Source organism: Bacillus haikouensis, assembly GCF_013179555.1.
Taxonomy (GTDB): Bacteria; Bacillota; Bacilli; order Bacillales; family Bacillaceae_B; genus Rossellomorea; species Rossellomorea haikouensis_A.
Map to the genome: position 1 here is coordinate 1 of NZ_JABMCR010000009.1, position 12,897 is coordinate 12,897.

Annotated in this window: 13 protein-coding genes and 1 riboswitch; of the genes, 2 read left to right on the forward strand and 11 right to left on the reverse strand. The window is 40.3% G+C overall.

The window, feature by feature from the left end; genetic code table 11:
• Nucleotides 1-92: 92 nt before the first annotated feature.
• Nucleotides 93-761, reverse strand: coding sequence for a 7-cyano-7-deazaguanine synthase QueC (gene queC, locus HP456_RS01950; protein ID WP_172248335.1), 669 nt, complete (start codon nt 759-761; stop codon nt 93-95).
• A 176-nt stretch (nt 762-937) separates the two neighbouring features.
• Nucleotides 938-982: riboswitch (PreQ1 riboswitch) on the reverse strand.
• 104 nt (nt 983-1,086) lie between these two features.
• Nucleotides 1,087-2,082: a magnesium/cobalt transporter CorA gene (corA, locus tag HP456_RS01955; RefSeq protein WP_172248336.1), complete on the reverse strand. Its 996-nt coding sequence runs from the start codon at nt 2,080-2,082 to the stop codon at nt 1,087-1,089.
• 131 nt (nt 2,083-2,213) lie between these two features.
• Here corA and HP456_RS01960 point away from each other — a divergent pair, with 131 nt between their 5' ends.
• Nucleotides 2,214-3,371 carry an aminotransferase A gene (locus HP456_RS01960; protein WP_172248337.1) on the forward strand — a complete coding sequence of 386 codons (1,158 nt, stop codon included), beginning with the start codon at nt 2,214-2,216 and terminating at the stop codon, nt 3,369-3,371.
• Nucleotides 3,372-3,408: 37 nt separating this feature from the next.
• Here the strand turns inward: HP456_RS01960 and HP456_RS01965 are convergent, their stop codons facing one another.
• Nucleotides 3,409-3,585 (reverse strand): hypothetical protein, encoded by a 177-nt coding sequence (locus HP456_RS01965; protein ID WP_172248338.1) that lies wholly within the window; start codon nt 3,583-3,585, stop codon nt 3,409-3,411.
• Between the two features lie 388 nt (nt 3,586-3,973).
• Here HP456_RS01965 and HP456_RS01970 point away from each other — a divergent pair, with 388 nt between their 5' ends.
• Nucleotides 3,974-4,645 (forward strand): GNAT family N-acetyltransferase, encoded by a 672-nt coding sequence (locus HP456_RS01970; RefSeq protein ID WP_172248339.1) that lies wholly within the window; start codon nt 3,974-3,976, stop codon nt 4,643-4,645.
• Between the two features lie 131 nt (nt 4,646-4,776).
• On the opposite strand, the gene ptsP is transcribed toward HP456_RS01970, so the two are convergent.
• From ptsP to HP456_RS02010, 8 genes are all read right to left on the reverse strand, one after another.
• Nucleotides 4,777-6,498 carry a phosphoenolpyruvate--protein phosphotransferase gene (gene ptsP / locus HP456_RS01975; RefSeq protein WP_172248340.1) on the reverse strand — a complete coding sequence of 574 codons (1,722 nt, stop codon included), beginning with the start codon at nt 6,496-6,498 and terminating at the stop codon, nt 4,777-4,779.
• On the reverse strand, nt 6,498-6,764 hold the full coding sequence (locus tag HP456_RS01980; protein ID WP_172248341.1) for a phosphocarrier protein HPr: 267 nt from the start codon (nt 6,762-6,764) through the stop codon (nt 6,498-6,500). The genes ptsP and HP456_RS01980 overlap by 1 nt, the downstream gene beginning before the upstream one ends.
• 348 nt (nt 6,765-7,112) lie before the next feature.
• A complete protein-coding gene (locus tag HP456_RS01985; protein ID WP_172248342.1) occupies nt 7,113-7,373 on the reverse strand; it encodes a hypothetical protein in 261 nt (86 codons plus the stop codon).
• Nucleotides 7,374-7,497: 124 nt separating this feature from the next.
• Nucleotides 7,498-8,280: an ABC transporter permease gene (locus tag HP456_RS01990; protein WP_172248343.1), complete on the reverse strand. Its 783-nt coding sequence runs from the start codon at nt 8,278-8,280 to the stop codon at nt 7,498-7,500.
• A gap of 13 nt (nt 8,281-8,293) precedes the next feature.
• On the reverse strand, nt 8,294-8,911 hold the full coding sequence (locus HP456_RS01995) for an ABC transporter ATP-binding protein (protein WP_172248344.1): 618 nt from the start codon (nt 8,909-8,911) through the stop codon (nt 8,294-8,296).
• Nucleotides 8,912-9,018: 107 nt separating this feature from the next.
• Entirely contained in the window at nt 9,019-10,296 is a 1,278-nt protein-coding gene (locus HP456_RS02000) for a hypothetical protein (RefSeq protein WP_172248345.1), read from the reverse strand.
• On the reverse strand, nt 10,266-11,456 hold the full coding sequence (locus tag HP456_RS25480; protein ID WP_172248346.1) for a DUF58 domain-containing protein: 1,191 nt from the start codon (nt 11,454-11,456) through the stop codon (nt 10,266-10,268). Before HP456_RS25480 ends, HP456_RS02000 begins: the two co-directional genes overlap by 31 nt.
• Nucleotides 11,457-11,461: 5 nt before the next feature.
• Nucleotides 11,462-12,394 carry an AAA family ATPase gene (locus tag HP456_RS02010; protein ID WP_172248347.1) on the reverse strand — a complete coding sequence of 311 codons (933 nt, stop codon included), beginning with the start codon at nt 12,392-12,394 and terminating at the stop codon, nt 11,462-11,464.
• Nucleotides 12,395-12,897 lie beyond the last annotated feature (503 nt).

Consider the following 12,897-nt stretch of genomic DNA (forward strand, 5'->3'; position numbering starts at 1 on the left):
GTGCGGTATATAATGAGCAGAAGCGAAATGCATGTCTTTATTCAATTCAAATTCATATTCGTGTTGAGGAGTCGGATAAATTTGCTGAAGCATTATTCATCTCCTCCTTTTTTACTCTGTAGATATTCATTCAACCCTTTTTGTCTCAATTCACATGCAGGGCAATCACCGCATCCATCACCTATTACACCATTGTAGCAAGTTAATGTGTTTTCCCGGATATATTTCAGTGAACCGAGGCGATCGGCCATTTCCCACGTCTGGGCTTTATTGATCCACATCAAAGGCGTATGAATCACAAATTGTTCATCCATGGAAAGATTGAGGGAAACATTTAATGACTTCACAAAAATATCCCTGCAATCGGGATAGCCGCTAAAGTCTGTTTCACATACACCTGTTATGATATGCTTTGCACCAATTTGCTTTGCCAATACACCGGCAAATGACAAAAACAATAAGTTTCTCCCCGGAACAAATGTAGAAGGCAATTCACCTTCCTCATGAGTGATTGCTTCATCATTCCTTGTCAAAGCACTAGGTGCCAGTTGATTTAATAAACTCATATCAAGTACATGATGATGCACTTTTAAATCCCCCGCAATTTCTTTCGCGCAATCCAGTTCTGCTACATGCCGCTGGCCATAGTTAAACGTAACTGTTTCCACCTCTTTAAATTCCTTTTTTGCCCAGAGCAGACAGGTTGTGCTGTCCTGACCGCCGCTGAAGACGACTAATGCTTTTTCTTGATTCATTGCCATTCTCCTCTCTATCTGGAGGCTTATATCCCGCCCCGAAAAGAAAAAGAAAGATTCTCTTAGTACTCTATAACACTCTGCCCCCGGATTTAGCAGTATGCAGCAGCTTCCGGTTGGAAGGTTGTATGCAACAGATTTAAAACTGCTTAAACAAAAACAAACGACACCTAAGGATGCCGTTTCCCTTAGTTTTTTATAGAGGGTTGTTCTAGAACCTCTCGGGAAAAAATAATATCCCAATCCTTCTTTTTTCATCAATCAATATACCGTTTTTTTCATAAAAAATCCACCGTTTGAATGAATTTTTTTATTTCCAGGAATATGACGGCTATTTTAGCCTTAGGAGCCTTCTTTTTCGTCTTCTTTTCTTCGTCCCGAATGTAAGCCAGCCAATCTTCACAAAGAAACCAAACATTATAAGGGCAATACCGGTCATTACTCCAAGAACAATGAAATACCCATTATGCTCATTAAGCTCGGGCATATATACAAAGTTCATTCCATAAAGGCCCGCGATAAAGGTAAGCGGCATAAAGATCGTCGTGATAACCGTTAATGTCATCATAATGTTATTCATTTTATCAGAGTTGATGGAAAGGTAATTATCCCTTATATCAGCTGAGAATTCACGATAAGATTCCAGCATTTCCACCTGTTTGATCAGGTGGTCATACACATCATTAAAGTATAATTGCTCTTCTTTCAATGAATTCAACCGTCCCGAATTACTGATTCTGTATAACAAGTCCCTCATTGGTACAAGGGTTCTCCGCAGTTTAGACATCTCATGACGGATATCGAATAACCTGTCCATCAGGTTAGAATCTGAATCTTCATTCGTATTTTCTTCAATGCTATTCAATCGATCTTCTATACTATAGATCATAGGGAAATACTGATCGACAATTCTGTCAACGATTCCATGCATGATTGTGAATGGACTGAGTTCCCCGCCTTCTTCCTTGACAATTTTCCATAAATTATCTATCTCATTTACATGCTTTTTATGAAACGTGACAATGAAGCTTGAATTCACAAATAAATTCACTTCATATGACTCAAGGGAATTCCGGTTGATGGCATGCATCAAGACAAATATGTATCCTTTATAGAAATCCAGTTTCGGACGCTCACTGAAATCATCCAAACAGTCTTCAATGGCAAGCGGGTGGAAGCGGAAGAACTGCTTCATCATACGAATATCACTGTCAGTGGGTTCGTTGAAGTCGACCCAATACCATTTAATATCACTTTCCTTAATCCTATTTACCGCTACATCCTGGAGGACGTCTCCATTTTTTAAGATTGCACTCGTTCGAATCATTGTCGTGTTCACCTTCTATGTCTATTCTTTTCTATCCATTCCCGCTTTCCCATAGATTAAAACAAAACATTCCTTTACTGCTGTAAAAGATGATAAAATATGTTACAAATCATAAAAGTAGGTGTACAGTCTTGGAACAATACTTAAACCCTAACGTTCGGGACATCAAGATATCCGGTATCCGGAAGTTCTTTAACATGGTAGCTGACATAGAGGGAATGATTTCGCTTACCATCGGCCAGCCTGATTTCCCGACTCCTCTGCATATAAAGGAAGCGGCGAAAAGATCGATTGATGAAAACTTCACATCATACACTCATAATGCAGGTTTCCTTCAGTTAAGGGAAGCAGCATCCTCATTCGTCGAAACAAGATATAATGTGCATTACAACCCTGAATCGGAGGTAATCGTGACGAATGGAGCCTCACAAGGGATAGATGTCGTACTTCGTTCGTTATTGGAACCAGGAGATGAATGTATACTTCCGGGACCTGTGTATCCTGGTTATGAACCGATCATCCACCTGTGCGGCGCCAAGCCTGTCCATATCGATACGACACAAAATCAGTTTAAAGTCAGTGCAGAATCAATAGAGGAACATATCACGGATTCAACTAAATGCATCATACTGCCTTACCCATCAAACCCTACAGGGGTCAGTTTAAAAGCCGAAGAATTGGAACAAATCGCCTCCGTTCTCAGAGGACGAAACATTTTCATTGTAGCAGATGAGATCTATAGTGAACTGTCTTTTGATGCGGGCCATCGCTCAATTGCCGAATTTCTAAAAGAACAAACCATCATGATTAATGGCCTGTCAAAGTCTCACAGTATGACAGGATGGAGGATCGGGATGATATTCGCTCCTGAATGCATCAGCAGGCATTTATTGAAGGTACATCAATATAATGTATCCTGTGCTTCTTCCATCTCGCAGAAGGCAGCATTAGAAGCTTTGACAAACGGGGCCAATGATGCAGTGGTAATGAGGGACGAGTATAAAATAAGAAGAGATTATGTATACCAACGGTTACATGAAATCGGGTTTCAAAACGTGGTCAAACCGGACGGCGCATTTTATTTCTTCATTAAGATCCCAGAATCGATTGACATGACATCCTTTGAATTTGCACTTTCCCTTGCACAGGAAGAGAAAGTGGCGGTGGTACCAGGAGATGCATTTTCAAAATATGGTGAAGGTTATATCCGACTCTCTTTTGCATGCTCAATGGAACAATTGAAAGAAGGGCTCAAACGTATTTCCTCATTCATCTCCAAACATACTTAATAAGGGACAGACCTTCTTAGAGGTCTGTCCTTTTCAATTATCCCTTGTATTCACCGTTGTTTTTAGATGCTTTTTCTTTTTTTGCTTTATCTTTGTGAATTTTATTCGTTGCTGCGCTCCCTATTTCGTGAGCAAATTCCTGATTCAAACGGGAAGAATCAAACCCTTTTTTATTTTTTTGCTGCGGATCATTCTTTTTTGTCCGTTTTGCCATTTTCACTCTCACCCTTTTTTCTTTTTGTATTTCTTTTCAGAAACACTACGATTATTATGCAGCTTTCACGCTGTAAGTATTCAACTGAAGACAAGTAAGAAACCTTCGAAATCAAAAAAAGACTGCCCAGTATAACTGAGTCAGTCAAAAAAAAGGAAAAGGGGGTGTTAGTGAGAAATTAATCTCCAATTTCATGCTTGCTTATAGATTACCCCCCTTTCAGAATAACTAAACCTTTCTTTTAATATATTTTTTAATTCTTTTTTATAACCATTTTATACAAGATAATAAAGTAAAAAGTGTTTTAAAATATTTAGGTGAAATACTTTAAAAAAGCGCTTACATACCGTATAATAAACAAGTAAATTCTGATAAATGAGGTTCTGAAATGTATAGAAAAGAACAGTTTGTTTTCAGAAAAAACGAGATGTATCAAGCGATTATCCGCAATTATACAGAAGTGGATTTCAATGAACTCATCAACATCCAAATGCGCGCCTTTCCCCCGCCGTTCCCTTCAGAGTTATGGTGGAATAAAGAACAATTGGAGAATCATCTAAAGTATTTCCGATTGGGTGCTCTTTGTGTCGAGATCAATGGCAGAATAGCCGGCAGCATGACAGGACTTGTTATAGATTTTAATCCCTCAGAACCTGATCACACCTGGGAGAAGATTACGGATGATGGATACATACGCACTCATGATGAGAAGGGCAATACGCTTTATGTAGTCGATCTCTGTATCGACCCGGAATTCAGAGGATTCAAGCTCGGAAAAGTATTAATGGATGCAATGTATGAGATCGTCGTGCACTTAAAGCTGGAAAGACTTTTAGGCGGCGGACGCATCCCTACTTACCATAAGTATTCTCATATTTATACTATCGAAGAATACGTAAATAAACTGACTTCCGGCGGCTATAAAGATCCAGTCATCACTTTTTTGCTTCAATGCGGAAGGTCTCCATTAAAAGCAGTAAAAGGATATATTAAAGATGAAGAATCCCTTGATTACGCCATTTTGATGGAGTGGAGAAATCCTTTCTGTCTAAATCCATAAAAAAAATAGGATTGGAAGAAAATTCTTCCAATCCTAAGAAAAGGGGGAAATGAGAATGAAAAGGCCATTTGGATGTGCCTCAACTTCTTATTCTTTACTACATTACCCCTATAATCGGACGATAAACATGTTTAAGAGTGAGAAACAGCTTTTTCGACAGCTTTGATGACTTCATCATTTGTGTCGAGCTGCAATACTTCTTCAGCAAGCTTTTTCATATCACTTTGATTCAGACCATGAATCTGGGAACGTGCTCTCAGAATGGAAGTGGCACTCATTGAGAATTCATCCAATCCTAATCCCAGCAGGATTGGCACGGCAATTTCATCGCCAGCCATCTCACCGCACATGCCTGCCCATTTGCCTTCATTGTGAGCGGCATCGATGACCATCTTCACAAGACGCAGGATTGCTGGGTTATAAGGCTGATAAAGGTATGAAACACGTTCATTCATACGATCGGCAGCCATTGTATACTGAATCAGGTCATTTGTTCCGATTGAGAAAAAATCGACTTCCTTTGCGAATACATCTGCCATGACGGCTGTCGAAGGAATTTCAACCATGATGCCCACTTCAATCTTGTCGGCTACATTTGTACCGTTTTCTTGAAGCTTCTTTTTCTCTTCTTCGAGGATTGCTTTTGCTTCCCTGAATTCCTGAAGGTTTGAAATCATTGGGAACATGATTTTCAAGTTTCCATAAGGACTTGCTTTCAATAGAGCTCTAAGCTGGGTACGGAAAATTTCCTGTTCGTCCAGACAAAGACGAATCGCGCGGTAACCAAGGAAAGGATTCATTTCCTTAGGAAGATTTAAATAAGGAAGTTCCTTATCTCCTCCAATATCCAATGTACGCACTACGACAGGTTTGTCTTCCATTCCTTCAAGTACTGCTTTGTAGGCTTCGTATTGCTCATCCTCAGTAGGAAGCTCGTCACGGCCCATGTAAAGGAATTCTGTACGGTAAAGACCTACTCCTTCTCCGCCGTTATTCTTTACACCTTCTAAATCTTTTGGCGTACCAATATTTGCTGCAAGCTCTACATGTTGACCATCCTTGGAAACAGTAGGCTCATTTACAAGCTTCGCCCATTCCGCTTTTTGATCCTCATAACGGGCATGCTCTCTTTTATACTCTTCAATGACCTCTGGCGTCGGGTTGATATGTACTTCCCCATTTAACCCATCAACGATAATCATGTCGCCATTCTCAACAGAGTCAGTAACAGATTTCGTACCGACCACTGCAGGTATTTCCATTGAACGAGCCATAATGGCCGAATGGGAAGTTCTGCCCCCGATATCAGTTGTAAACCCTTTTACGAACTGACGATTTAATTGTGCAGTGTCAGACGGAGTTAAATCCTCAGCGATGACAATCACTTCTTCAGTCACCATACTTGGATTGGCAATTTGAACTCCCAGCAAATGAGAAAGGACGCGTTTTGTCACATCTCTGATATCAGCTGCACGTTCTTTCATATATTCATTATCCATGGATTCAAACATGGAAACGAACATATCTGCCGTTTCTTTAAGTGCAAATTCAGCGTTTACATTTTCAGTTTTAACTTTATCTTCAATAGGTGTCAGTAATTCAGGATCGCTTAATACTAGAAGATGTGCTTCAAAGATTTGAGCTTTATCTTCCCCTAAGTCTACCATTGCTTTATCCCGGATTGCTTCAAGCTCTGATTTAGAAGTTGAAATGGCAGCTTGAAAACGAGCTACTTCTTCCTCTGCATTTTCAACAGACTTCTTATCGAAGCTTAAATCAGGTTCAACTAAACGATATGCTTTTGCAATGGCAATCCCGTTAGATGCCGCAATGCCTTTCAGGATGCTTGACATTACTCAGCTAAACCTTCTTTGTTTAATGTTTCTTCCAAGCTCTTTAATGCTTCTTCCTCGTCGCTGCCTTCAGTAGTGATCGTAATTTGTGCATCTTTACCGACGCCTAGAGACATGACACCCATGATTGATTTTAAGTTGACTTTCTTTTCTTTGTATTCAAGATGTACATCGCTGTCGAATTTGCTTGCCGTTTGAACCAAAAGCGTTGCCGGGCGAGCATGAATTCCTGTTTCAGCTGTAACTGTAAATGTTTTTTGTGCCATGTAAATCGACTCCTTATTCATCAATGTATTTGGTTGCTTCATAAAAGTAATGGATAATGGAGAAACAGTCAACTATTTCTAGCAATTAATCCATTATTCCTATAAGCCTGCTCAATAAAAAAGAATAGCATGCAATGAAGATATACACAATTGTAAAGCTCTATTTTTTTAGTATTTCATATATTTGCCACTATTATGTTCGTATTCCTCAAAATGTCCATAAAAAAACAGAGGAGCGTCCCACTATAAGAAGTTCCCCTGTTTTTTATAGTCTACATGATGATTGTTTCTGGGAGTGCATGCCGTTCGTTTCCGTGGACGCACTTGTTTCCCACGGTGAAAAGCTGATCAATCTTTGATAACTGTCCTGCACTTTTTTAGTGCATTATAGCCGATTTTGGCTTTGATGACTGTCCCACGCAAGGTCATTTCATGGTCTTCTGAAATATTCGTATATACATTCACCAAATCACACATGCACCGAGCAAACATTTCTGTCACTTGCTTCAAATCCTTCGGTTCATAGTTGGATTGATCTTTCACCAATTCTTCTATTACATCCATCGCCAGACTTTTCACATGAAGGGCTTGCTCTGTTTCATACCTCATTTACTAATCCCCTCCCTCTTACTCTACTGCTATCATTTATATTCAAAGTAGATAGGAAATAGAACGGAAAGGACCAGTCACCCTATGAACCTGTACATTCAGATATAGATCGAAGTCATTCATTTTATACATTCAACTGCGCATGATCTGTAAACAGGAATTTATAACCCAAATATATGAACAAGATGACTGTTAAGGCCACACTGCCGACGATTCCCAGCAGGATGACTATTTGATATTCAATTGCCACAAGCGGGCTCACTCCTGATAGAATCTGACCGGTCATCATTCCAGGCAGGAAGATGATGCCCATACCGATCATATTATTGAGAGTTGGAAGAATGGCTGAGTCAAACGCATCATCAACATACTTTTTTGAAGCAGCCTTCGGTGTGGCGCCAAGCATCAATGCCCCTTCCACCAATTCCCTTTGTTCTTTCAATCCTCCCAGCAGCGTGTTCAGCCCAAGAGTGATGCCTGTCATGGAATTACCCACGATCATTCCAGTAATCGGGATGAAATAACGAGGTTCATACCAGGGGGTAAAATGAATAACGACGAAGTTGAAATAAAACAGACAGGAGAGTGTACCGATCACCATGGAAACAGCTGCGGTCCCTTTCAACTGTTTACTTAACTTATACTTTACCTGTTTGAATATATTTAAAATCGCAAAGAGCTCCATGATAAAAATGATCAATAAAGACAGCCAAGGGCTTGGGTTACCAAAGATAAACGTCAAAATATACCCTGCAATGATCAATTGGACTGTCATTCTGAAGGAGGCTATGATGATCTGTTTCTCTCTCGAAATGCCTCTCAGTTTAACAAAAAGCAATAATAGCAGTATGAATGCATAGGCAGCTATGAACCTCCAAAGCCCGATATCGATGATTCCATTATCCACCTTTCTTCCCTCCTTATCGTTTCGTAATCCTTATTACTTCTTCCCCGTACTGTTCAGCCACATTCATCGAATGAGTCACTATGATCACCTTTCCATCATGTGACTTAGCGGCTTCCACGAACTTCTTCATGACGTTTGATTCCGTCTCTTCGTCCAAGGCTGAGGTTGGTTCATCAAGTAAATAGACTTCCGGTTTCATCAACAGGACTCTACCGAGAGACAAACGCTGACGCTCCCCTCCGGATAATTTTTCTGATTGGTCCTGCAGGTTCTTGCCTAGCTGGACTATTTCGAGAACCCGCTCAAGATCCCACCTGCTTGCCGGAGGCTTTTCTGAGAAAAGAAGACCTTTTTGCAGATTTTCCTCTACCGTCTCCCCAAACAGCAACGGATTCTGTGGAATCATGACAATTTTTCTCCTCAGTTTAACAGCTTCTATTTCCTCCAATGATGTTCCTTTATAATAAATGTTTCCTTCATCAGGTATGTACATTTTATTCAGTAATTTAAGGAGAGTCGATTTTCCCGCACCGCTCTCCCCAATGAAGCAGCTGGTCTTGTTCTCATGAATATCCATACGATCTATTTTCAGAATATCCTTATAGACGAGGTTTCGTAATGTGAATGGCATTTTCTTCTCCTCCCAAGTCGGTATCCATTGATATTCTACCCTATGATGAAAAGACATAATAAAACTGATGCTGCAGAATTAATGCTTTCTGCATACACCAGCATTTATTATGACTTATTTTCTTGATCTTTCAAATGAGAAATATGCAATCTTACCCGCTTTCTGAATAATGTTACTTCTTGTTTTGAAGGGATTTTCGTCCCATATCTCACAGATTCATAGAGTTGAAAGAAATTTTCTTCCTCTTGTATGCCTAATTTCGAGAACCAGTTCCGGATGCCCTCATTTTTCCCCCTGCCCTTATCAGCAGCTGCAGCCTCGCGTTCGAGTTCTCTCATTTCCTGACGGATAGCATTTTCAGCGTCAGAGTATATTTTGGTGTCAGGGCGACTCTTCCCTGTCTTCTTCCCGTTTTTTGATTTTGATAATAGTGATGAAGAGACCTGATTACTGTCGACACCATACGTTACTTTCCTTTTTTTCACCAGGTAGATGATTGCTGCTAATAGAAAGATTCCAATTAATAGTTCGTTGAGCCATGGTAATGACAGACCTTCATAGAAAGCTTGCTGCTGGGTTTCGTCGATTTCCTGATTATTCAATTTCAACCCCATCCCGGACAAGGTTTCTTTTGAAATCAAACTCATGATCCAGTCTCTTATCTTCACCAGGAAATCAAATATGGGATTAATGAGAAATGAAAACATCCAGAAAATCTTACCTATCATCCAATAAAATGCACTTCTTACATATGAACTGAATGAGGCTAAAACCCCGCCGGAAGCTATGATGATCAGCAATATGAATAATGGCTTAATCAGATGTCTTTTGCTTTCAGTCTCACTCTCCCTTCCCCCGTTCATCATTCTCTGATAACTGGTCACAGTCGCAACAAGTGAAAATAACACCAATACCAGACCAATCACGAGGAACTTATTTTCTAAATCTCTTGCATTCCCGATGATCAGCGACAATGCAGATAAAAATAGAAACACTAACAGTACTCCGCTGCCAATTTCAATCTGATCATCTTCACTTTGAAAATAAGATGTTATTCTCCAATGAAGGCATAATAGGACGCTTGATATAATCCACCATGTGACTGCAAAAGCATATAGCCCTGCGAGAAGCAAGAATAATAGGACCACGTACAGAATCATTGAATTTGTGTTATTCTTTTTTATCCATATCGCCATGACTGTAAATAAAGAAATATATGCAAGCAACATTAACGGAACATATTGAGAGAGGATCGTCTCTAAACTTGATAGGTAAGTAATTCCTAATATTGTAAATAGAACATCGACCCCCAAGTATAATCCCATTTTCAAAAGAAGCATCTGCTGTTGGTTCGTTAAGAAGGGATTTTCGATCTTTGATTCCATAATGAGACGACTCCTTGTTTATCTTCTGTGTGTAACTGATATATTTCCCGCCCGATTGTTCCTATTTTTCTCAATCGCTCTTCGTCAACTTCAGTAAGTATGCCTGCAGTAATCAGGACAGAAGGAACAAGCTGACGAATGGCCAGATGCTGCAGAACGATGTGGAACGGTATGGTCGCATCATCTGTTGATAGGGTCGATAATAGTTCAAGAGCTTTTTGCTGATGCTTCCTTCCCGTCCCTGAAGGCAGATAATAATATGGGGTAATTCCCATGCGCCTGACATTCAGGACAAGAGAAAATGTGATATTCTGACTAACGGCAAAGTGCATTAAATATGCTGCATGTTTAATGATCGTTTCCAGATCCCTTGTAATGGAATACTTTTCTGAGAGGTTGACAACGATCATCCATTCTTTCTTCACTGCCGGAGCAAAAACCTTTGTCTGCAGCTGCTGCGTTCTTGCAGAAGCTTTCCAATGAATATCCTGAAATCTATCCCCGGGTACATACTCCCTCGTTCCGATCGGTTGAAATACATCATTAAACAGGGAATGCAACGCAGAAACTTCACCGTGCTCATATGAATGATGATGATGATCAACCAATACTGCTGCCGGTGTGGGAAACACCATCATGGTTGACTTTACCGGTTCAATCAAGTCTAAAATCACCTGCCCGCTGCCAAATAAATGGGGAATTATGAGCTGGACTCTATTTAAACGGCACAGCCCCCTTCTCTTACCGATCACCGGCAAGGTGACTTTAGCTTTTTCCCCTTTCGCCATCGAAAAAGGGACCGACACTTCCAAATTACCTCCGTGATACGATTCAAACGGATGCCCGACAGGTTCGACAATATCTTTGAAGGTAAGTTTCAGTATGGCTCCCCATACAGGCAGCCCATCATTCGTGAAATCAATCTCCCAGTTTCCTTCTTCTTCACAATGGATCCTTACACGTTTTAGAGATTGATTAATTTTTATCTCTTTACCGATATGTTCAAGATACCACTTGTGAGCCCTGAAATAGAGAAAACAGAGCAGAAAAATCCCCAGACCTCCATAAAATTGAAAGAACAGACTGGCGGCTGCCAGAATGATTAAAAGAATTTCACTTAATGAGTTATAAGAATCCTCGATCACTTCACGTTTCCACACTTCAGCTACCTCGTTTCAACTGGAAGAATGATTGAATTTATCAGAACGGCGATGACTTCTTCCTCCGACTTGGTCAACGAAGCTTCTGCGGTCAGCTGGATTCTGTGCTGAAGGACATAAGGAGCCACTTGCAAGACATCTTCAGGCCGGACAAAATCTCTTTCTTCAATAAATGCCTGTCCCTGAGAAGCTTTCAGCAAAGCAAGGCTGGCCCGGGGGCTGGCCCCCACTTCGATCCATTCATGTTCTCTCGTCCCTCTTGTCATTTGCAGGATATACGTTTCAATATCGGATGAAACATATACCTCCTTTACCAGCTTGGAAAGGGATTGAACCTCTGATAAACTCATCACTGGCTTTACTTCCTTCAAAGGCTGTTCCGATTTGAAACGGCTCAGGATCAGCCTTTCTTCTTCAAAGGCTGGATATGTGAAAGGCACTTTCAATAAAAAGCGGTCAAGCTGTGCTGCAGGCAGAGGAAATGTTCCTTGCTGTGATTCAATAGGATTCTGGGTGGCAACCACTATAAAAGGCGGACTCAGTGGAACTGTTTCTCCGTCAATGGTTATTTGCTTCTCTTCCATCACTTCCAGTAAACTGGCTTGGGTTCTCGGAGTAGCACGATTGATTTCGTCTGCCAGCAGAACATTTGCTACGACAGGTCCTGTACGAAGTTCGAATTCCTGATTTTTAGGATTGAAAAATTGAATGCCGGTCACATCACTCGGCAATACATCCGGTGTGAATTGGATTCGTTTGAATACTCCCTCTATACACTGTGAGAACGTCTTTGCCAGAAGCGTTTTACCCGTCCCCGGAACACTTTCCAGTAATACATGGCCATCCTGCAGCAAAGCAATCAGAAGTAAATCAATTTCTTTATCTTTCCCGACCAGCACCCTATTCATTTCTCTTTTTAAATCTGTTAATCGCGACATCTTGATCCCCCATTCTTTTCTCTTCTTACATAATAATAAAGCAGTTAAAATTTAGCAAATTTTCTCATAAATTGTTTTTTAGATAAATTCGTGAACCAACAATAGAGGCTGGGACAAAACTTATAAACCACGACATAAAGACGAATAATTTCAGTGTATGTTCTTAATGCCGCTAATGATTTCCGTGCATGACTCAGCTTTCTGCAGGAATCTTCGTCTTGCACTCCAATCAACCGCTGGAAGAGCTAAAATCTAAATGTATATTGAACCAAATAAAAACCCGAACTAATTTGCCTGTTAGAAGGCAAATTAGTTCGGGTTTTTTAGGCTAATACACTTTTGTCCCACCCTCTTATCTTTTTTACAAAAATTTTATAACATTCTTAAACTCATTTCATATTTCTTCCATAAACTGAACAAAAATAGCAGAGGGTGAACAACTTGTTAACATGCTTAATGTTTGTACTGATCGTTGGAACAGCCAGTATCGTAATCTTAAGAAA

Coding starts and splice junctions, on each gene's coding strand:
- queC (WP_172248335.1), bottom strand. CDS start 761: ATGGCAATGAATCAAGAAAAAGCATTAGTCGTCTTCAGCGGCGGTCAG.
- corA (WP_172248336.1), bottom strand. CDS start 2,082: ATGATTCGAACGAGTGCAATCTTAAAAAATGGAGACGTCCTCCAGGAT.
- HP456_RS01965 (WP_172248338.1), bottom strand. CDS start 3,585: ATGGCAAAACGGACAAAAAAGAATGATCCGCAGCAAAAAAATAAAAAA.
- HP456_RS01970 (WP_172248339.1), top strand. CDS start 3,974: ATGTATAGAAAAGAACAGTTTGTTTTCAGAAAAAACGAGATGTATCAA.
- ptsP (WP_172248340.1), bottom strand. CDS start 6,498: ATGTCAAGCATCCTGAAAGGCATTGCGGCATCTAACGGGATTGCCATT.
- HP456_RS01980 (WP_172248341.1), bottom strand. CDS start 6,764: ATGGCACAAAAAACATTTACAGTTACAGCTGAAACAGGAATTCATGCT.
- HP456_RS01985 (WP_172248342.1), bottom strand. CDS start 7,373: ATGAGGTATGAAACAGAGCAAGCCCTTCATGTGAAAAGTCTGGCGATG.
- HP456_RS01995 (WP_172248344.1), bottom strand. CDS start 8,911: ATGCCATTCACATTACGAAACCTCGTCTATAAGGATATTCTGAAAATA.
- HP456_RS02000 (WP_172248345.1), bottom strand. CDS start 10,296: ATGGAATCAAAGATCGAAAATCCCTTCTTAACGAACCAACAGCAGATG.
- HP456_RS02010 (WP_172248347.1), bottom strand. CDS start 12,394: ATGTCGCGATTAACAGATTTAAAAAGAGAAATGAATAGGGTGCTGGTC.